This window comes from Streptomyces griseorubiginosus (assembly GCF_001514195.1).
Taxonomy (GTDB): Bacteria; Actinomycetota; Actinomycetes; order Streptomycetales; family Streptomycetaceae; genus Streptomyces; species Streptomyces griseorubiginosus.
The window spans coordinates 108,275-127,429 of record NZ_KQ948744.1 but is presented as its reverse complement, the minus strand read 5'-3'; the positions used below and the strand labels follow the sequence as shown (position 1 = coordinate 127,429).

Here is a 19,155-nt window from a genome sequence, read left to right as displayed (position 1 = left end):
GGTCAGGGCATATCTCGGGGCTTGACAACAGCAACAGGAACGTGCTGCGGAGGCCGAGCGGAAGTAGGTATTCGCAGGTGGGAGCGGCTCTCCGGGGGAGGTGAAACGCGTACGTTACACACATCCGGAGCCGCCTCCGAGCGGCCTAACGTCCACAAATGTCCGGTTCCATGTGTGCGACTTCCGCTACTCCGTTCGGTGGCAGGAGTGACTTCCGTGGCGATTCCGGAATTGATCACACGCGCCACACGGATCACACAGTGATCAATTCCGGGGGCGGTCTCCCTTTCCTTCACGGAAGTTTTGCCACCGGGTGCCGAAGCCTCTTATGTGAATGCCGGACGAGCGCCCGACTGCGGGGTACAAGTGACTCGCGGGTCACTTGTGAAGCGAGTGACACGCCTCTTGGGGAGGGTCGGGTGCGGTGGCGCGGGGACGGCTCGGTAACCTAAGCCCGCTGACAGACACTTAGCGCGGCTTTACGGGCCGCCCCGCTCAAGTCAAGGAGTTGCCGCCGCCGTGAGCAGCAGCCTTCGACGCGGCGCCCTCGCCGCCGCCTCCCTCGCGTTCTCGATCGTCACGCTCTCCGCGTGCGCGGCCGGCACCGACGCCCAGACGCTGGAGGTCAAGCCGGACAACGCGGAGACCAGCGTCGGCGCCATCAAGCTCCAGAACATCGTGGTCATCACCCAGCCCGCCACCGAGGCCGCCTCCGGCGAGACCAAGGGACCGGCCGCCATCTCCGGGACCGTCTTCAACACCGGCGCCACGGCCCAGACGCTGGACTCCGTGACCATCGCGGGCGGCGGCAGCGCCGAGATCAAGCCCGCCAAGGGCACGGGCAAGGTGACCGTCCCGGCCCACGGCTCGGTCGTCCTCGGCGGCAAGGGCAACGCCTCCGCTGCAGTGGCCGACCTCGGCGAGAGCGTCAAGAACGGCAACGCGCAGAAGGTCACCTTCACCCTCAGCACGACCGGTGACGTCAGCGTGGACGCCTTCGTGGTCCCGGCCGACAGCTACTACGCCAAGTGGGGCCCGAGCGCGGTGCCGTCCGCCCCGGCGACCCCCGCCAAGCCGAAGCCCTCCGGCTCCGCGACCCCGAGCGGCGCGGCCACCCCGAGCGGCTCGGCCACGCCGAGCAACACGGCCACCGCGACCGCGTCTGCGGGCTGAGCGGCCGTACGGGACCGCCGTAGGGAGTCGCCGTACGGGAGTCGCCGTATGACACGAAGGGCGGGACCTCCGAGGAGGTCCCGCCCTTCGGCGTGTGCGAGCTGCGCTCGGCCTACGGCTCGAACTTGTAGCCGAGGCCGCGAACCGTCACCAGGTACCGCGGCGCGCCCGGGTCGGGCTCGATCTTGGCGCGGAGGCGCTTGACGTGGACGTCGAGGGTCTTGGTGTCGCCCACGTAGTCGGCGCCCCAGACGCGGTCGATGAGCTGCATGCGGGTCAGGACGCGGCCCGCGTTGCGCAGCAGCATCTCCAGCAGGTCGAACTCCTTGAGGGGCAGGTCGACCTTGGAGCCGGAGACCGTGACCACGTGGCGGTCCACGTCCATGCGGACCGGACCGGCCTCCAGCGCGGCCGGGGTGACCTCCTCGGGCTCCCCGCGGCGGCGCAGGACGGCACGGATACGGGCGACCAGCTCGCGCGAGGAGAACGGCTTGGTGACATAGTCGTCGGCTCCTATCTCCAGGCCGACGACCTTGTCGATCTCGCTGTCCTTGGCGGTCACCATGATGACGGGGACGTTGGAGCGGCCGCGCAGCTGGCGGCAGACCTCCGTGCCGGGCAGGCCCGGCAGCATCAGGTCGAGGAGGACGAGGTCGGCGCCGTTGCGCTCGAACTCGTCGAGTCCGTCGGGTCCCGTGGTCGCGATGGCGACCTCGAAGCCCTCCTTGCGGAGCATGTACGACAGGGCGTCGGAGAAGGACTCCTCGTCCTCGACGACGAGCACTCGGGTCACGGAAGGACCTCCGGGGCGGGAAGCGGGTCGTAAGAAGCCGACTCGGTGGTGGAAAGCCCGTCCTCGTCGTCGAGGTCGGGGTGCTGGAGCGCGCGGTCGCGGGCCGCGCCCGCCTCCGGCAGCCTGAGGGTGAACGTGGAGCCCTGGCCCTCCGAGCTCCACACCGTGACCTCCCCGCCGTGCGAGGCGGCCACGTGCTTGACGATCGCGAGACCGAGGCCGGTGCCGCCGGTCTGGCGGGAGCGGGCCGGGTCGACGCGGTAGAAGCGCTCGAAGATGCGCTCCTTGTCCTTGTCGGAGATGCCGATGCCCTGGTCGGTGACGGCGACCTCGATGTGGTCGCCGCCCGGCGCGGACACCCTGCGGGCCGCTATGCCGACGCGGGTGCGGGCGGGCGAGTAGTTGACGGCGTTCTCGACGAGGTTGCCGAGGGCGGCGGCGAGCTGGCCGCGGTTGCCCCAGACCCGCAGCTCGGCCGCGCCGGCGGCGGCCATGGTGATCTGCTTGGTGCCGGCCTGGTGCCGGCAGCGGTCGATGGCCTCGGCGACCAGTTCGTCGACGCGTACGGGTTCGGCGTCCTCCAGGGGATCGTCGTTCTGGACCCGCGACAGGTCGATGAGTTCCTGGACCAGGCTGGTCAGCCGGGTGGCCTCGATCTGCATCCGGCCGGCGAACCGCTCCACGGCCTCCGGGTCCTCGGAGGCGTCCATGACGGCCTCGGAGAGGAGGGAGAGCGCGCCGACCGGGGTCTTGAGCTCGTGGCTGACGTTCGCGACGAAGTCCCGCCGCACCGCTTCGATCCGCCGGGCCTCGGTGAGGTCCTCGACGAGGAGCAGCACCAGCCGGGAGCCGAGGGGCGCGACCCGCGCGGAGACGGCCAGTGCCTCGCCGCGTCCGGTGCCCCGCCTGGGCAGGTCCAGCTCGACCTGGCGTATCTCCCCGTCCCGCCGGGTGTCCCGGGCCATCTGGAGCATCGGCTCCACGGACAGCTTGCCGCCGCGGACCAGCCCGAGGGCGTAGGCGGCGGAGCTGGCCTTGACGACGGCGTCGGCCTCGTCGAGGACGACGGCCGAGGACCTGAGCACCGAGAGCACGGTGTCCACGCCGGGCGGAAGCACGGGGTCGGTGTGCAGGGAGGTGCGGGTGGGGCGCTTCTGCTCCCGCTCGCTCCAGCGGAACGCCAGCATGGCGATGACACCGGTGAGCACACCGGCGATCGCTGCCGCTGCGGCGACCGCCGCGTTCACGTCCATGCCTCCAGGTTAGGCATGGGATCCGTCCTGGCCACAGCCGTCCGAGTGGGACCTCGAACACTCGTCGCCCAGAGTTCACCTTGGAGCCAGTGGTGGTTCATTTGGGAGGGCGGAAACGGACGCGTACAGGGCCGAACGTGGGAGCGTGGGGTACGCAGCACCCGGTTTCGCGGCCGGTAGCGCCCGGTTTCGCGGCTGGTAGCACCCGGTTTCGTCGCCGGCAGCACCCGGTTTCGTGGCCGGTAGCGCCGGTTACGCGGCCGGTGGCGCCGGTTTCGCGGCCGGTGGCGCCGGTTTCGCGGCCGGTGGCGCCGGTTTCGCGGCCGGTTTTGGCCCCTGGCACCCACAGGAACGACGTACGAGAGGGAACCGACAATGCGGGACGCGTACCACGAGGAACTTGATTCGATCGGCGACGGTCTGGTGGAGATGGCCCGCCTGGTCGGCTCGGCGATCGGACGCGCCACGACGGCCATCCTCGACTCCGACCTGAAGCTCGCCGAGAGCGTGATCGAGGCCGACCAGAAGGTGGACGACCTCCAGCACGACCTGGAGGCCCGGGCGATAGCACTGCTGGCCCGTCAGCAGCCGGTGGCGACCGACCTCCGTATCGTCGTCACCTCGCTGCGCATGTCGGCCGACCTGGAGCGCTCCGGCGACCTCGCCCAGCACGTGGCGAAGCTGGCCCGGCTGCGCTTCCCCGAGAAGGCGATCCCCCACGACCTGCACGCCACCATCCTGGAGATGGGCCAGCTCGCCCAGCGCCTGATGGCCAAGGCGGCGGAGGTCATCATCACCAAGGACGTCGACCTGGCGCTCCAGCTGGAGCAGGACGACGACGAGATGGACCTGCTGCACCGCACGCTCTTCCAGCACCTGCTGGACGACAAGTGGAAGCACGGCATCGAGACGGCGGTGGACGTCACGCTGCTCGGCCGCTACTACGAGCGGTTCGCCGACCACGCGGTGTCCGTGGCCAAGCGTGTGGTGTACCTGGTGACGGGTGAGCACGCGGACGACATCCAGGCGGACGTCCAGCCGGTGACGGGAGTGTCGGGAGTGGAGGGGGCGTGATCCCTCCGGGGTGCGCGCGGGTGGGGTGAGGAGGGCCGAGGAGCCCGCTGGAGTGCCACCAGGGCGTGCGCGAGCCTCTGTGCGCCGTTGATGCGCCCAGGGGAACGGGCATGGAATGGGGGTACAGGGCCTGGTCCGACCGTCGACCGTCGGGACGTACTGGCCCTCGCCTCGAGGAGGGACTCATGGCCGAAGCCCCCAGCACCCCCCAGTCCGACCCCACCCAGGAACGCCCGACCGAGCAGCCCACCGCGATCAGGACCCTGTCGGTCATCGGCGCGTGCGGCTGCGGGTCGGGATGCGGGTGCGGGTGCCAGTCGGGCAACCCGTGTCAGTGCGGCTGAGATTTCCGGTACGACATTTCCTGTACGGCGGTGAGGGGCTCCGGGGTGTTCCCGGGGCCCTTCGTCGTGCCGGGGGCTGTTCCGACGCCGGGTGCTCGGGTCGCCCGGTCGGGTGGGGAGGCGCAGCATGGAGGAGGGACGGGACGAGGACGGGACGGGGGCGGGACGAGGACGGGACGAGGACGGACGGGGACGGGGACAGGACGGGGGCGGCAACCGTACGGCTCGGGGATGACGCCGCCGATGTGTGACGGCGAGGAGGTAAAGGCGATGGCCCGGTACATGGACGTACACCGAGGAATGCACGGCATCACGGCCGAGCAGCTGATGGAGGCCCATCAGGCGGACCTGGCGATAGAAGGAGAAGAGGGCGTGCACTTCGAACGCGCCTGGGCGGACCCAGAGTCCGGCACCGTGTACTGCCTCTCGGAGGCACCTTCCCCGGAAGCGGTCCAACGCATCCACGAAAGGACCGGCCACAAGGCGGACGAGGTCCATCCGGTGCCGTTGTCGGTGTGACGGTGGGGTGCGGGCGGGTCGCCGGGTGACGGTTGGCGTGGCCGGCGGGGGGCTTTGGTCTGCCCGGCGTCGAGGCGATCACCGCGGGGGCGGCGCTCATCGACGACCAGTTGCCCGGGCGTCAGGGCAACTGGTCGTCGTCGACTGACCATCCGCGGCCACCGCAGTGCTCTCCGGCCACCGTCGATCCGACCGACCCCGAGCAGCGCTGCGACGGCCGGGCCGTTCCCGCCGGTGTCCCCCATCCCTCCCGTGAGGCGGACGAGCCGGATGCGACCCGGTGAAACCGCGGAGCACGGTGCGGCGTCTAGGGGTACAAGACCGGGAGAACGTACACGAGTTGCGCCATCTCGGCCCTGTCTGGACGTACCAGGGAGAATGGTCAGAAATGGCACCCCGAAACCGTTCCCTGTCCCGCGCCGCGGCTCTCGGCATGACCGCGGCGGCAGTGGCCCTACTGACAGGCTGCTCACCGAGCACCGGCACCACCCACAGCAGCGCACCGAACACAGCGGAAACAGCTTCGTCGTCACCGCAGACGCCAAAGCAGCCGACCAATTCGCCGGCATCGAACGGCTCGGGCGGATCCGGCAGTTCCGCAGCCTCCCCCCGGCCCACCACCGCCAACGCCCCCGCCAGGACCGACGCCTGCCGCTCGCTGCCGGTGTCCGCGACCGTCAAGGCGGACGTCACGGCGGCGTACGGCACACAGGCTGAGCCCCGCCTGACCCACATCACGCCAGTCAAGGGCACGTTCTACTACGGCAGTTGCGACGGAACCTTCTACGCCGGCACCCGCTTCCAGCTCACGCCAGGCAGCACGGAGGCCGAGCAGGTGGCCCTGCAGGACGACGGATCGGTGATGAAGTACTTCATCGACCGCCCCGGCACCGGCTGGACCTACCTGGCCAGCAACCCCTTCCCGGCTCCCCCCGAGGGCTGCGCCGCCATCCCCGAAATCCCCGCCCACCTGTCAGCTCTGTGGAACGACTGCCGCTCCTGAACCGAGGTCGTGGAAAATAGCGCGAGATGCGCGGGCCACATGGTGGGGGTGGGATTCATAGAATCGAAGGAATCGAAGGAATCGACGGACGACGGCGTCGACTTGATCCGCCTGGCCGATCGGCCGGGCACCAGTGGTCACAGCGTCTCCGTGCGCGTACTGGGCCGCTCACTGCCGGGTGTCCTGTTCGGCCACGACTTCCTCGAATGCGAGATCGTCGTCGTGGCGGAGTCCCTTCGGGCCACCTACGCGGTGACCCTGCTCCCTGAGGACCTGGAGGACTGGGAGGACACGTTGGCGACCCTGGAGTCCCGGCGGTTCGCCACGTGGCTCACCTCGGGTCGAACCCCGTCCCTGCGCTTCCAGCCCGACGGCCACGAGCGGATGTCGGTCACCGTGCACGACGGCCCCACGTCAGGGGCAACGGTCACGATCCCCTTGTTCTCCCTGCCGCCGAGCTGGACCGCCGACCAGCACACCCTGCTGACCCGGGCCCGGGACACCTACCCGCGCGAGGTAGCGGAGCCGTCCCCCGGCACGTACGTGTGGCACCAGGACGCCCCCGCCTGAGGTAACCCAACAGCGCCCCCGGAACCACTGTTAAGCCCCCCACCCGCAAGGAAACCGCTGGTGGGGGGATCATTAGCGTCGCGTCACTTCTTCTTGCCCTCGGTCTTGCCGGAGATCTCGGTGGTCTCGGATTTGGCCCTGTGTGGGCCGTCACTGGCGACCTGCCCACTGTCGCAGCTCTCTTATGGCACCGGCTTTGTGGAGGCGAGTTGTCGAGAGTTCGCTCGGGTTCGTCGTGAACGCCGCGATGGGGGTCCATCGCTCGCCCCCTTTGCGGGTCGTCCATCTGACGGCGGGGAAGTCCGTGATCTCCGTGATGTACTCCCGCGGAATCACGCGTGTGCGCAGGTAGCCGCGGATCGAGAGTCTCCCGCGCTCACATGTCACGCCGAGCCGGTATCCCCTTACGGAGAGGGCCGCGAACCCCATCACAGCGAAACAGGCCGCGACCCGCGAGAAGCCCGACCCGGCTTGCGCTGCGTAGGCAACAGCACCGACGCCCGGGACAACTCCGAGACTGCTGTTCGCAAGACGGGTCGACATCGATGGCGACAGTTCCACGACGCTCCTCGCCTGTGCTGGTGCCTGCCGATGGCAGCGTACTGGGATTTCAGCCTGGGAGACTGAGGCGATCTAGGGCTCGCTGTGGGGCTGACCTGGGGCGTAGCGGTGTTGGCGCTCGGTGGCCGTCGACTTGGCTGCCCCTCGTTCCCCGTGGCTACCCGCAGGATCTGGCACGCGTCCGGCACGGACCTCTTCCTCCCGAACTCTGGGAAGTCATTCAGGTCGGGCGGGCTGGCCGGCGGGCCGTTGATGGCGTTAACGGTCGGCTGCAACCACGATGGTTGCTGTGCTCCGCTGCTCTGGGCCCCTAGTCAGCTGTCCCACGGTCCCGTGAAGACCCTATGTGCCACTGACCTGGTCGTTAGCTCTGCGCCAGGCCTTATTTGCCCTCGGTCGCTTTCACCATGATTCGCCGTTGTTCCCCTGATCGTCTTCCCCGTACAGATGGGTGCGGAGACGATCCTTGGCGGCTTCGAGGCGTGGGCCGTAGTCGTGCATGAAGATCTCGCTCAGCGACTTGTCCAGCGATCCGGAGATCGTGTGGATCGGCGACCAGACGGCTCGGTCGTACACGATCCCCTCAAGGTCGTCGGACCGGAACATCACTTGGTGGAGCCAGTCCGACAGCACGAACGCCTGATCGCGCGTGAGCTTGATGGTGATCGCTTCCTCGTCCACGCCCCTAACGTAGCCTCCTCGGCCGGCGGAGTCCTGGGCCTGGTCTGTGCGGACCGACATGGAGTCGCGCGGCAGGCTCCCGAGGTGTCCAGCTCTGTGGAGCGGCTGCATCCCCGGCTCTGTGCCAGGCAGGGATCGGCCACGGGGCTCGGCTGAACGCCGGTGAACCGGGCCGAATGAGAGGGAAAGTGAGACGGGCAGCGGCGGCGTTCGTGGACGCTCAGCAGGCCCGCTCGAGGCCAAGCGGATGAGCGTCTCGGCTTCGGAGGACCGGTCGGCCAGTTCGCCCACCCTGCGCATCTGCGCTTCGGTCAGGCCGCGATCCCAGGGGCACAGACCGGCACGAAGGCCCCAGAGGGGCCCCAGCACGGCAACAAGACCCCTGCCGACGGAGAGACCGCAGGCAGGGGCCTTGATCGCTTCGGTTACTTCTTCTTGCCCTGGGTCTTGCCGGGGATCTTGGTGAGCTGGGTTTTTGCTGGTCAGGGGCGGTGAGTTCGTGCGCCTGGTGGTCGTCGTTGGTCGTCATTGGCCACTGGTGAGCGGCCTCGGACGGCCCAGGGACGGCCCAGCTCCTCGGTCTGAGTGGGCGGCCCGCCGGCCTCAGCGCGAGGGTCGCCTCTTCGGGGGAACCGGTCCCGGGATCACGTCCTTGCCCAGGTGTTCCTTGATCAGGTACTTGAGTTCCGGCCCTTCAATGAGCTGGAGCCTGCCGTGTTGGCGGGCAAAGTCGTGGCTGGCCCTGCCGAACCACGATGTGGTGATCAGGACCCCCTTGGCAGCCCGTTTGTGCTCGACCACTCCGGCGAGCGCCTGGACGGACTCCACACCCACGAGCTTGCTGTAGCGCTTCGCCTGAATGATGCACTCACCGTTGAAGACGGGGTCCTTGCTGACGGCCACCGCATCAACGCCCTCGTCCTTTGACGCCTGGGTGTTCCAGGCCTCCATGCCGATGGCCTCGAACAGTTGGCGAATTAGGTGCTCGAACTCGGTGGGCGTCAGCTTCACCAGCACGGGCCTGCTGTCCAGGCCGGCGACTACATCCATGCTGTCCATGAGCCGGTACTTCGACAGGTCGAACTCGACGATGGGCCGGATCGGTTCGAGATCGTAGGGGTTGGGAGACACCAGAGCGTTGAGTCCCCTGAGGCACTGCGCAGGATCAACCTGACTGAGACGGAGCTTCCCGAACTGCTCCCTGCTGGCGCTGAGCGTCACCAGACATGGTGAGACCTCCTGGCCGGTGGCCCGATCGATGGTTCTCACGTGGCCGTTCAGGATCACGCCATTGACGATCCGGTCTGGATCACTCGTCAGGACCTCATGCACTGTCCTCAGAGCGACTTGTGCCAGGACGGAGGCGTAGATCTCCTTGCGCTCCTTCTCCGGACGAGGGAGCACGGTCGTCTCGTCTCGGTTCTTCACATACCGGTAGCCACGGGCGGCAGGAACGATCGCCTCTGGAGGCAAGTGGATCTCAACGAGTACGTCACCGGTGGCAGGACGGAAGGCGATCCGATGCTCGTGGGGGAAGCCCAACGGATACTCCGACGCATCCAGAACAGCTCCTAGATGAGCCTCGACCGCCGCGGGCTCCCCGGCCCTGTACGCCTCGCGCTCCTCGTCCAACTTCCGGTTGAAGATCGCCACCTCGTCAAGGGCTTGCGCTTCGGCCTGGCGGTGCTCGGCACGCTTGCGCTCCAGCGTTGCCAGCCGCTTCTCCTCGGCCCGCCTGTGGCGCTCTTGTGCCTCACCGAACCGCACACGCGCTTCGGCGACCTCAGCTTCATAACGCTTCCTGCCAAGACCCAGGACAGCAGCCAGACCCCCGGGCTCCGGTGGTCCGAACTCCTCCCAGCGTGGCGAAGGCTCCGGACGGGACCAGGGACGCTCGTCTAACTTCGTTGGCGTGTGCATCCTCCGCCGGCGCTCGAAGGTCATGGGTGGATCCCCCACCAACGCGTCACGGAGCAACTGCCCGAGCTGCTCGACCTCGTGCTCGACCCCGATCGTGCGCACCTGCGCCTGCTCTGCCTGCTGCTCCTGATATGCGGCTTTACGCTCGCGCTCCTGCCGCTTGATGGCCGTCTCAGCTGCCTTGCGCTCCCGCTCCGCTTGTCGTGCCTGTTGCTCCTGGGCACGTCGTAACGCTTGCTGCTCCCGCTGATAATCGCTACCTCGGCCGCTGCCCCGCTGCGCCACCTGTCTACCCCTCCCCTGGCCCTACTTCGCCACAGGGCTGCATTCCCCTTCCACATCGCAGAATCACGGCAGGGACGCCACCTATGCCGGACGGCACTGTGCATCGCGGACTCAAGTCGCCTGTGCCTCAACCGACGACAGCCAGCCACGATGGCGGGTTTACCAACCGACCAGGCGCGCGTGTGCCTCGCCGCACTCCCACTGGCCTCAGCCACGCTGTTGAGGTGTCGTCGGCCAACTGAGACGGGCCGGCCAGCAACTAGGCGCCGGATCTTCCCTCAGCCTGTTCGGCCGCGCCCATCACATGCCTCATAACGATCCGCGTGTACTCCCACAGGGCCGCCAGCAAGTCTGTTACGCCGTGAGACCGACCGTCGGGACAGACGGCCTGAACTTGAGCGGTGTAGTTGTACTGCCCCTTGATTGACTTGATGCGCCCCTTGGTCCGATACCTGAGTAGGACGGCGCCATCTTCAAACGGACCAGTAATCACTTCAGTGTCGGGTGGAACGCTGGCGGCCGCCCCTGCCTCGGTCTCAAACTCGACCGTCGGTGCGTGCCGAATGGCCTGTGGGGCCAGATCGGGCTTGACCTGAAGGTGATGCTTGGTGCTGTTGTCCAGCTCGCGGAGGACCAACAGCAGGTCCTCATCAAGGGTGCCGCCATGCTCGGATCGCTGGAACGGCTGCACCTGCTCCAGAGCATCGCGGCACCAGTCGGGCAAGCAAGCCAGCGCCTTTTGGCGGCTCTTCCACTCTTTGAGCGTGCCACAGATGGGGAACATGAGCCCCTTGAGGTGCTTCTCGTCCGTTACACCAGTCTGCCGCGCGATGGCCACGATCAGGTTGTCGAGGGCCGCGCGCAGGTGGTTGACGGCCTCACCAAAGCGGAAGCCCCACTCGGCAAGTGGCGGAGATTGAGACACCTGGAGCCGCAGCTCCCAGCTGAGCCGATCTTCCGCGATGCTGGCCCGGACGCCATAAGGGGTGCTACCGCCCCACGCACCCATGTCGGCCGACAGCGCGGCGCCAAGCTGATGGGCTCGCGCTAGACGACTAACTTGATCACTGAAGTCCACTTTGCGACCTAACTCCCGTTATCCAGCGCTACCTTACTGTCGTCCTTCGGACTGCAGCCACCAGTTTTTGCGGGTACTGAGTCCTACTGACCTCAACTTGAGGGAGCTTGGGTCTTCTGGCGGCAACTATTGTGCTGACCTGCGGCATGGCCGGCGCTTGGGCCTGGTCCCACCGCAGGTCAGTCCCCACTGTCCCTGTGGTTCCCCGCGCGAACTGGCATGCGTCTGGCTCGACCTGACGTGCGTCAGAGCCTCAGCCGATGGTGCACGACCGGAGCAGGCCGCAGGCGGTTCGTGGGCTGATCCCGACCTTGTAGCTGCGCGCGGCCCACGAGGGCGTTAGCATGTCGTTGCCGTCAGTTGAGGCAAGGGGTATGTGGCATCTGTTCGACTCAGATGGCAGTTCTCGCTCTGGCTGTCTTGGCTCTGATTGTTTTGCGGTTCGCAGGTCTGGCCTTGGAAAGAAGCACCAGAAACCGTACAGCACAGAGTGAAGGGAGTTCGCTTATGGGCAGAGTAAAACTGATTGTTGTCGCTATGTTGGATGTAGTCGGGGCAGTCGGGGCAAACTGCGTGGCCGGTCTGCCACCCCTTACCTGAGCTGACGGAGATTAGGCACCTATTGCAAAACGGGAGTGCCTTAAGTGAATATTTAATTGCATGCCGATGGGCCCCCGGTCGAGTTATTCGGCCGGGGGCCCATCGGCATGCAATTCGATTTCTGCTGTGTGAGGTCAGGCCGTTAGTGTCGAGCGGTCAAGGATGCCTGCCCCTCACTCAACCGATCAAGCGACCTTGCTGTACGCGTAGCGGCCCTTGATAGCCCGTGCGAGGTACTGTCCGTGACTCGGAGCCGCCATCAGCTCCAGATAAACGCTCTCCGGGACCAGATGATATTGGTAGATGCCGGATAGGAACTCAACTTCCAGCAGCATTTCAGCAGCCTCGTAGCCGATTGATCTAATATTCGAGGAGACCACCGGAGACCGGTCCATTATTGGCCCTCCCTAGCCATCGCCTTCACGTTTTGAATGATCTGCTTGATCACCATTGGCGGTTCCCCGCCTGCTTCAATCGAAGCCCTAGCGTAAGTGTAAGAATTCTTTTCGCTGTATCCGAGCCCGGATTCGATTAGATCGTTTACCTTCCGTCCCCACTCGGGCCACTCGTCGCTGAGTAGCTCTTCGAGGCGGTCAGCGAATACGGCAAAATCGCCCTCCGAATGAGTTGGAGGCCAATCCGGCTTATTGCGATGGCCGAGGTACAAGAAGAGTCTACGATTCTCGGCGCTTTCCATAAGCTCGGCATTTCGGATATCACCCTGCTTCCTTCCCTTCTGTTCCATTCGAGTGCCGACTCCAGAGTCGGCATCGAAAACCACAAAGCAGGGAATCCCTAGCAAGGTCAAGATGGCATGGTTAAGGTAGATAGCCGTTTTATTACCGGCTTCTGCTACGTGAATTCCTTCAACCGCCAAGGGGGTGCCGTCACGCGTAGCACACCCTTCCAGAACTGCCTTATCGGTGTCGCCCTCGACGAGAACGACAGCAGATGCAAATAGAGCCTCAGCCAATCGATGAAGGATTGCTGCGCCGATTTGCTTCTTAACACGATCTTCCGGAACGAATCCAGAAAGTGATTCGATCACATCCTCGACTCGCACGTGCGCGATCGAGATCGCCCGTCCGTTAGGCTCGTTTGACACTCTGCTGATGCGTCGGATCTCATGGAAATTGTGCGGGTCTACGAAGATTGGGTTGTGAGTCGCGTAGGCCACCTGTGCCATCTGATTGGGGTCTTCTGCAATTTTCCGCAGCACCTGAGAGAAAGCGCGAGCCTGAACGGGGTGTTGGTACAGCTCCGGTTCTTCGATAGCTAGACATACCGCCTTTGATCGAGGACCATCGGTGCCTCTATCTGAGAGTAGCTTTAGGGCAGCAATGATCATGGCGCGCTGAAATCCGTGTCCCTGGCGCTCCACGCCCGTCTCAACGGGGCCGTCGACGATGCTAACCTTAAATGAAGCCTTAATGGGCTTGTACGGGTTATCTACCGGAGAGACAAGGACATCCCTGCCGGCGGAAAATACTTCCACGGCCTTGGTTAGTTCCTTGGAAATAAGGTCAAGCTGAGGGCCGAAGTTCTTGGTGGCAATGCGAGCACGCTCTAGATTGAGACGATCGTCAAGATCTGCCAGTTCGGCATCGGCGACTTTTCTATCTACCGCCCGCTCGATGATTCGCCCAAAGATGGCTGAGCGAGTGTCAGTTGACTCCTCAAGCGCGCGTAGATCTGCGCTTACCAGGATGAATTCGAAGAGGCTGTAGAGCTTTCCCTTCCCTGCGAACCCGAAAAAATTGGTGGCTTGAATTTCAGATTCTTCTAGCTGGTCGGGGTGGTTTCTCTCCCAAACGATCATTGCCTCGTCGACTTGCGCCTCGTTTCCCGCGGATGGAAGGGAAATTTCAGGACGCTCTTCACGGAGGGAGTTGTAAGCTCGGCGCTTCGCGGTAGCGTTGGGCTGGCTTCGCACCATCTCAAAAGGGGGGAAGGTCAGACCCTTCCCAGTGATCTTGTCATCGCCATTATCCCAGGTGCGCCGAATCAATACGCTGTCCACCCCTTCCGGGGCGTAGTAACCAAGTTCTTCGCGATCATTCGGCGTAAGCGAGTCGAATTCTACCTCTACGAGAATGCGCCCAGCTTTAGTGCTGACGCAAAGGTCGTCGGTACTTAGCGACGTTCCCTTTTCGCCATTGAAGAACCAATCCAGTGCGCGCAAAATTGTCGACTTGCCCACGCCGTTGGGGCCAATAATTGAAGTAACGTTATCGAAGCGTACTTCGGCAAATTGGAGGCAGCGGAAGTTCTCGATCCGCGCCCGGATCATCCTCATGCTTCATGGTGAGGGTCCGCGCCGTTCACAAGCAACCTGTTTCTCCACATTGGTAATTTTTGAAACGTTGGCCAGCCTGCACTCATAGGCATCAGTTCATGACTGGAACACCTGTTCCATGGGGCGATGGGCAGCGCGGTCGGCGTAGCGGCTTTGGGGTGGCGCTGCTTTGGCGCGAGTGATCATGGCCCCGTAAGCTTCCGGCGCGTCGGGCAGTCTGTGGACCTGCCCGGTAAAGCACGACGTGGGGGCCATGATCTTCGAGGCTCGCGCCAAAGTGGCTCCGTAAAGCCGTGGAGCCGACCGCCCCAGCCACGACGTACCCCTTCTCTGGCATCAGGTGGCTGATCGCCATGTGCGCGGCACGGGCGCCGGGCGGGCTGGAGCGGGGCGAAGACAGGAGCGCAGGCCCGGCCGGCGGCCGGGCCGCGCGCGGGGAGCGGAGCGAGCCGCCTTGAACCAGTAGAGAAAGTTGTAACTCAGTTGGTCTTCTGGGATGCGTGCGGTTTGAAGTCGTGCGCGCAGGACGGAAGTTCGACTCCTTGGCGATGTGCCAGTGGAAGGAAGATCACGGGTCGGATCGTCCATGTGATGCGGGTGCGGGCCTGGGTGAGCGTCACGGCGCAGGGCTCGGCGCGCAGCAGTGCTTTCCTCGTCGCGATACGGCCGTCGTACAGCCACTCCCATGCTTCCTGGGACGCGTCCGGATCCAGTGCTGGTGAGATCGTGCGCAGTGCGACCGCTACCCATCTGTCGGCCTGCGGAGCCGAGTACGCGTCGAAGGACGCCCGGAGAACCGGCCGCGTCTCGCCTGTGAGGTCTTGGGTCCAGCACTCGCACCAGTAGCCCCGCTTCGGCTTGTCCATCAGCACGGGTGGCCTCCCGCGGGCGGGTCTGTGAACAACTCCGCGGTGACCGTGTGGCCACCGTCACTCTCGTGGACCACGACCCGGTGAGCGATCACGCTGACCATGCCCAAGCCCCGACCGTGCTCGGCGTCCTGGTCCTGGCGCTCGACCTTCGGGGCGGTGCCAGCACCTCCGCCATCCGTGACCGACAGCGCGATGGCCTGTGCCGATACCGCCAGTGCCAGGTGGAAGCTGCCCGACCCCAGGCCGCTCGCCGTGTGAAGGATCGCGTTCGCGCTCAGCTCGCTCACGATCAGTTCGGCGTCCTCGGCCCATGGCGATCCGCGCAGGATGTCGCGGGTCCAGCGGCGGGCCCGGCTGACCTCTTCCGGGAAACCTGGGCAAGTGAGCCCCCAGACCCGGGCCGTACTCGTATACTCGTGCATACAAGTTCCTTCATGCTGGTAGGCCGCCATGTGCAGCGGGTTCGGGCTAGACGAGTTTCACGCCGTCATGGGCGCGGATGGCAGGTGGAGACGCCGCGCCCATCGCGTCCAGGACGCGGATGGCGTACGCCTCGTCGGCAAGCTCGGAGACTTCGTCGCGGGTCGCCCAGCGCAGCGCGCGGGTCTCGTCGCCGGTGGTGGGCGTGCCGTCGGCGGCCTGGCAGCGGAAGACCAGGGAGACGATCAGACCCGTCATGTTCTTGTAGACGCCGGTGAGAGTCGCCGGGAGGGCGATCTTGATGCCGGTCTCTTCGAGGACTTCGCGTTGCAGGGCCTCGGGGATGGTCTCCTCGCGTTCGAGGACGCCGCCCGGGGGTTCCCACTTGCCGTTGTCCCGGCGCTGGATCAGGAGGGCCCGGCCCAAGTCGTCGATGACGACTCCGGCCACGCTCACGGAGTGCGGGCGTTCTGTGCTCACGTTCCTCGGCCCTCTCGGATGGCTAGGCTCTCCACCGTAGCAACAACACTCGCCCACACGTCTAGATACCTAAAGGAGTGCACTCGTGACCCCTGCTCTTCCCTCCGGCCAACTCGGTGATCTCGACCCCACGAGCGATCGTGCGGTCTTCCGGCAGATCGCCGACCAGCTGCGCGAGGCCATCGACCGCGGGCGATTCAGGGAGGGCGAGAAGCTGCCCTCCGAGGCGGAGCTTGTGGACCACTACGGGGTATCCCGGATGACCGTCCGAAACTCCTTCTCCATCCTCCAAGGGGAAGGACTCGTCCACGCCGAGCACGGCAAGGGCGTCTTCGTCCGGCCCCGGCCCCCCGTGCGGCGCCTCGCCTCCGACCGCTTCGCCCGCCGGCATCGCGAGCAGGGCAAGTCCGCGTTCATCGTCGAGGCGGACACAGTCGGCAGCCATCCCCAGGTCGACAGCCTTGAGGTCAAGGAAGAGAAGGCCAGTCAGGACATCTCCACCCGGCTCGGGTCTGTGCGACGGGTGCTCGCTCGCCGGCGCCGCTATCTCCTCGACGGCCGGCCGGTCGAGTTCGCCACCTCCTACCTGCCCCTCGATATCGCCCGCGGTACGCAGATCGCCGAACCCAACCCCGGGCCCGGCGGCATCTATGCCCGGCTCGAAGAACTCGGCCACCGCCTCGACCACTTCGAGGAAGAGATCCGGGCCCGGATGCCCTCGCCGGACGAGGTCAAGACGCTCCGGCTGGCCTCCGGCGTGCCCGTCATCCATCTCGTCCGCACCGCCTTCGACACCGAGGGACGGGCCGTCGAAGTCTGCGACACGGTTATGGCAGCGGACGCCTACGTCCTGTCGTACCAGCTCCCCGCGACCTGATCACATGGGCGGCGGCGCAGTTCTAGACGGTCGGATCGTCCTCGTCCTCGGGGGCCGGAGTGAGCCAGTGGCCGATGTTGGTCCACATGAAGCCTTCCCGCCATGCGGGCTTGTCGGCCGCCCAGTCGAGGAGTGCTTGCAGGACCTTCTCCTGAGACACCGTCTGCGTCTGGTAGTGCTCAGCGGGAACGCCGTCCCGGTACTCCAGCTGGTAGGTGTTGGTCTCGCGGAACAGCGCCTGGATGTACCAGTTGCCTTCCTGGCTCTCGTCTTGCCGCTCAAGGAGCAGGTGATCGCCCTGATCCAGGTCGGCGAGCATCGTTCCTATCTTCGGCTTCGAAGGGCGCTTCACCGCGTGGCCCCGGCTGTTGGTCGCAATCAGCATGGGCAGAGCATGCCCGAGGGCACTGACAACGGTCCGGTCCGCGAGGCTTCCCGAACTCGTACACCTCATCATGCATACTCGTATAGACGAGTGGGCAAGTTGTGTGGCAAGGTGATCGTCGTGAGCCCGGGAGATCGGGTTCGCAGATCGCTGCATGTATAGACGAGTAGATAGGAAAACTGTCTTGCGTACCATCCGTGTTGAGACCTCCGCCGCCACGATCCTCCTCACCGAGGCTCCTGAGCCCAAGGTCCGCGACCGTCAGACCGGCGAGATCGCCAAGGACGCCGTCAGCGGTGAGGCGCTGATGACGCTCGGCGTCGTCTACATCGAGGACGGCGAGTCCTCGCTGATCAAGGTCACCGTGCCCGAGGGCGGTGTATCAGAGGGCCTGAACCTGGGCGCTCCGGTCTCGCTGCCGGGGCTCGTCGCCCGGCCGTGGGAGTCCGTGTTCAACGGCCAGCAGCGTCACGGCATCGCCTTCCGGGCCGCCGCCGTCACTCCGGCTGCCTTCCCGGCCGCCATGGGGGCCACCGCCTGATGACCGACCTGACGACACTCCTGGAGGTGGGTGGTCCCCTCGCCGCGCTCGGCGGCGGGACCGCCTACACCCGGGCCAAGTACCCGGCCGTCTACTGGTCCGCCATCGGCGGCCCGATATCCACCGCCCGCCTGCTCAGCTCGTACAGCTCCGTCATGGAAGCGTGCGGCCTGACCGTCGCCCCGTCCCGGCTCCGGGTCCTCGCCGTCAAGGCCACCACCCGGCGGGAGGTGCGGCCGGTCCCGCCCCGCCGGGGCATCATCCGGCCCACCTCGACCGGGCTGCGCATCCGGCTGCGGCTCGCCCCCGGCCAGGAACCCGCCGACGTCGCCGCCTCGGCCGAACGGCTGCGGCACGCCTGGGGCGTTCACGCCGTCTACGTCACCACCGTCAAGCCCGGTGTCGTCGAACTGCGGCTCGTCGGCTACGACGTGCTGCGGCGGGTGCGCATGCCCCGCAAGACCGTATCCGGGTTCCTCAAGGTGCCGGTCGCCCTGCGGGAGGATGCCACTCCGTTCGTGCGGGACTACCGGACCGTTCCTCACCAACTCACCTTGGGCGCGACCCTGTCCGGCAAGTCCATGTACCTGCGTCACCTCATCGCCGGACTCGCCCGTCAGCCCGTCGCCCTCGTCGGGATCGACTGCAAGCGCGGCGTCGAACTGGCGCCCTTCGCCGCCCGCCTGTCCGCCCTGGCCACCGACCCGGACGAAGCCGCCGACCTGCTGCCCGTGCTGGTCAAAGAAATGGAGGATCGATACGACCTGATCAAGGCCCGGCAGGGTATCGCGCCCGACACTCCGGACGAGGAGATCACCTCCGACGTCTGGGGCCTGCCTGGGGGCGAACGGCCCACCCCTGTCGTCCTGTTCGTCGACGAGGTGGCCGAACTCTTCCTCACCGCGACCCGCAAGGACGAGGAACGCCGCGACGAGATGGTCACCCAGCTCATCCGCCTTGCCCAGCTCGGCCGCGCGGCCGGCATCTACCTGGAGGTGTGCGGCCAGCGCTTCGGCGCCGAACTCGGCAAGGGCGCCACCATGCTCCGCGCCCAGCTCACGGGCCGCGTCTGCCACCGCGTCAACGACGAAGCCTCCGCCAAAATGGCCCTCGGCGACATCGCCCCGGAAGCGGTCTCCGCCGCCTGCGCCATCGCCCCCGAACTGCCCGGCCTCGCCGTCGCGGGCGACACCTCCGGCGGCTGGTCCCGCATCCGCACGCCCTACCTCTCCCTCGGCGACGCCGCCGAGATCTGCCGGGAATCGGCGCAGCTGGTGCCTGACCTGACCTCGCTCAAGCGCTTCCGGCCCGACGTCCCCGTGCACCCCGTCGTGACCCCGGCCCCGGCAGTCCTGCCGCACCCGGTGACGGACTGACGCACCCCCTCTTCACCCGGCCGGCGTGACCGCCTCATGCCACGTCCCTACCCC

At 66.2% G+C, this 19,155-nt stretch carries 20 protein-coding genes; 8 read left to right on the top strand and 12 right to left on the bottom strand.

The window, feature by feature from the left end:
• Nucleotides 1-519 precede the first annotated feature (519 nt).
• Nucleotides 520-1,173, top strand: coding sequence for a copper chaperone PCu(A)C domain-containing protein (locus AQJ54_RS35740; RefSeq protein WP_062244662.1), 654 nt, complete (start codon nt 520-522; stop codon nt 1,171-1,173).
• Nucleotides 1,174-1,285: 112 nt separating this feature from the next.
• On the opposite strand, the gene phoP is transcribed toward AQJ54_RS35740, so the two are convergent.
• Together phoP and phoR are read right to left on the bottom strand one after the other, a co-directional pair.
• On the bottom strand, nt 1,286-1,957 hold the full coding sequence (gene phoP / locus AQJ54_RS35735) for a two-component system response regulator PhoP (RefSeq protein ID WP_010985401.1): 672 nt from the start codon (nt 1,955-1,957) through the stop codon (nt 1,286-1,288).
• Nucleotides 1,958-1,962: 5 nt separating this feature from the next.
• Nucleotides 1,963-3,219 carry a two-component system sensor histidine kinase PhoR gene (phoR, locus tag AQJ54_RS35730; RefSeq protein ID WP_030318077.1) on the bottom strand — a complete coding sequence of 419 codons (1,257 nt, stop codon included), beginning with the start codon at nt 3,217-3,219 and terminating at the stop codon, nt 1,963-1,965.
• Nucleotides 3,220-3,594: 375 nt separating this feature from the next.
• Between phoR and phoU the strand changes: the two genes are divergently transcribed.
• From phoU to AQJ54_RS35710, 4 genes are all read left to right on the top strand, one after another.
• On the top strand, nt 3,595-4,293 hold the full coding sequence (gene phoU, locus AQJ54_RS35725; protein WP_062032631.1) for a phosphate signaling complex protein PhoU: 699 nt from the start codon (nt 3,595-3,597) through the stop codon (nt 4,291-4,293).
• 614 nt (nt 4,294-4,907) lie between these two features.
• Entirely contained in the window at nt 4,908-5,156 is a 249-nt protein-coding gene (locus tag AQJ54_RS35720) for an SCO4226 family nickel-binding protein (RefSeq protein ID WP_028810048.1), read from the top strand.
• 664 nt (nt 5,157-5,820) lie between these two features.
• The gene (locus AQJ54_RS35715) at nt 5,821-6,159 is read left to right on the top strand and encodes a hypothetical protein (RefSeq protein WP_062244658.1); all 339 of its coding nucleotides are present in this window, start codon (nt 5,821-5,823) and stop codon (nt 6,157-6,159) included.
• A 39-nt stretch (nt 6,160-6,198) separates the two neighbouring features.
• Nucleotides 6,199-6,729, top strand: coding sequence for a DUF5959 family protein (locus tag AQJ54_RS35710; RefSeq protein WP_062244655.1), 531 nt, complete (start codon nt 6,199-6,201; stop codon nt 6,727-6,729).
• Between the two features lie 150 nt (nt 6,730-6,879).
• On the opposite strand, the gene AQJ54_RS44180 is transcribed toward AQJ54_RS35710, so the two are convergent.
• From AQJ54_RS44180 to AQJ54_RS35670, 9 genes are all read right to left on the bottom strand, one after another.
• Complete coding sequence (locus tag AQJ54_RS44180) at nt 6,880-7,290, bottom strand: hypothetical protein (RefSeq protein WP_079070161.1); 411 nt, start codon at nt 7,288-7,290, stop codon at nt 6,880-6,882.
• Between the two features lie 402 nt (nt 7,291-7,692).
• Entirely contained in the window at nt 7,693-7,971 is a 279-nt protein-coding gene (locus AQJ54_RS35705) for a hypothetical protein (RefSeq protein ID WP_062244652.1), read from the bottom strand.
• Between the two features lie 603 nt (nt 7,972-8,574).
• Nucleotides 8,575-10,176, bottom strand: a complete 1,602-nt coding sequence (locus tag AQJ54_RS35700) for a restriction endonuclease (protein WP_107121202.1) — start codon at nt 10,174-10,176, stop codon at nt 8,575-8,577.
• A gap of 259 nt (nt 10,177-10,435) precedes the next feature.
• Complete coding sequence (locus AQJ54_RS35690) at nt 10,436-11,254, bottom strand: hypothetical protein (protein WP_159055598.1); 819 nt, start codon at nt 11,252-11,254, stop codon at nt 10,436-10,438.
• Nucleotides 11,255-12,039: 785 nt separating this feature from the next.
• Nucleotides 12,040-12,249 (bottom strand): KTSC domain-containing protein, encoded by a 210-nt coding sequence (locus AQJ54_RS35685; RefSeq protein ID WP_062244640.1) that lies wholly within the window; start codon nt 12,247-12,249, stop codon nt 12,040-12,042.
• A complete protein-coding gene (locus AQJ54_RS44175; protein WP_211278619.1) occupies nt 12,249-14,144 on the bottom strand; it encodes an ATP-dependent nuclease in 1,896 nt (631 codons plus the stop codon). The genes AQJ54_RS35685 and AQJ54_RS44175 overlap by 1 nt, the downstream gene beginning before the upstream one ends.
• 485 nt (nt 14,145-14,629) lie before the next feature.
• A complete protein-coding gene (locus tag AQJ54_RS35680; RefSeq protein WP_062245068.1) occupies nt 14,630-15,016 on the bottom strand; it encodes a hypothetical protein in 387 nt (128 codons plus the stop codon).
• On the bottom strand, nt 15,016-15,444 hold the full coding sequence (locus AQJ54_RS35675; protein ID WP_062244637.1) for an ATP-binding protein: 429 nt from the start codon (nt 15,442-15,444) through the stop codon (nt 15,016-15,018). Before AQJ54_RS35675 ends, AQJ54_RS35680 begins: the two co-directional genes overlap by 1 nt.
• A gap of 46 nt (nt 15,445-15,490) precedes the next feature.
• Nucleotides 15,491-15,898 carry an NUDIX hydrolase gene (locus AQJ54_RS35670; RefSeq protein WP_062244634.1) on the bottom strand — a complete coding sequence of 136 codons (408 nt, stop codon included), beginning with the start codon at nt 15,896-15,898 and terminating at the stop codon, nt 15,491-15,493.
• A gap of 109 nt (nt 15,899-16,007) precedes the next feature.
• Here AQJ54_RS35670 and AQJ54_RS35665 point away from each other — a divergent pair, with 109 nt between their 5' ends.
• On the top strand, nt 16,008-16,799 hold the full coding sequence (locus AQJ54_RS35665) for a GntR family transcriptional regulator (protein WP_062244632.1): 792 nt from the start codon (nt 16,008-16,010) through the stop codon (nt 16,797-16,799).
• 22 nt (nt 16,800-16,821) lie between these two features.
• Here AQJ54_RS35665 and AQJ54_RS35660 read toward each other — a convergent pair whose 3' ends face one another.
• Nucleotides 16,822-17,184, bottom strand: a complete 363-nt coding sequence (locus AQJ54_RS35660) for a hypothetical protein (RefSeq protein ID WP_248845504.1) — start codon at nt 17,182-17,184, stop codon at nt 16,822-16,824.
• A gap of 184 nt (nt 17,185-17,368) precedes the next feature.
• Between AQJ54_RS35660 and AQJ54_RS35655 the strand changes: the two genes are divergently transcribed.
• Together AQJ54_RS35655 and AQJ54_RS35650 are read left to right on the top strand one after the other, a co-directional pair.
• Nucleotides 17,369-17,725, top strand: a complete 357-nt coding sequence (locus AQJ54_RS35655) for an SCO3933 family regulatory protein (RefSeq protein ID WP_062244627.1) — start codon at nt 17,369-17,371, stop codon at nt 17,723-17,725.
• Complete coding sequence (locus tag AQJ54_RS35650) at nt 17,725-19,101, top strand: FtsK/SpoIIIE domain-containing protein (protein ID WP_062244624.1); 1,377 nt, start codon at nt 17,725-17,727, stop codon at nt 19,099-19,101. The genes AQJ54_RS35655 and AQJ54_RS35650 overlap by 1 nt, the downstream gene beginning before the upstream one ends.
• Nucleotides 19,102-19,155: the final 54 nt, after the last annotated feature.

What these genes read in the sequence shown, in the direction of transcription:
- AQJ54_RS35660 (WP_248845504.1), bottom strand. Translation starts at nt 17,184, where the DNA reads ATGCTGATTGCGACCAACAGCCGGGGCCACGCGGTGAAGCGCCCTTCG.
- AQJ54_RS44175 (WP_211278619.1), bottom strand. Translation starts at nt 14,144, where the DNA reads ATGATCCGGGCGCGGATCGAGAACTTCCGCTGCCTCCAATTTGCCGAA.
- phoU (WP_062032631.1), top strand. Translation starts at nt 3,595, where the DNA reads ATGCGGGACGCGTACCACGAGGAACTTGATTCGATCGGCGACGGTCTG.
- AQJ54_RS35650 (WP_062244624.1), top strand. Translation starts at nt 17,725, where the DNA reads ATGACCGACCTGACGACACTCCTGGAGGTGGGTGGTCCCCTCGCCGCG.
- AQJ54_RS35710 (WP_062244655.1), top strand. Translation starts at nt 6,199, where the DNA reads ATGGTGGGGGTGGGATTCATAGAATCGAAGGAATCGAAGGAATCGACG.
- phoR (WP_030318077.1), bottom strand. Translation starts at nt 3,219, where the DNA reads ATGGACGTGAACGCGGCGGTCGCCGCAGCGGCAGCGATCGCCGGTGTG.
- AQJ54_RS35675 (WP_062244637.1), bottom strand. Translation starts at nt 15,444, where the DNA reads ATGCACGAGTATACGAGTACGGCCCGGGTCTGGGGGCTCACTTGCCCA.
- AQJ54_RS35680 (WP_062245068.1), bottom strand. Translation starts at nt 15,016, where the DNA reads ATGGACAAGCCGAAGCGGGGCTACTGGTGCGAGTGCTGGACCCAAGAC.
- AQJ54_RS35720 (WP_028810048.1), top strand. Translation starts at nt 4,908, where the DNA reads ATGGCCCGGTACATGGACGTACACCGAGGAATGCACGGCATCACGGCC.
- AQJ54_RS35685 (WP_062244640.1), bottom strand. Translation starts at nt 12,249, where the DNA reads ATGGACCGGTCTCCGGTGGTCTCCTCGAATATTAGATCAATCGGCTAC.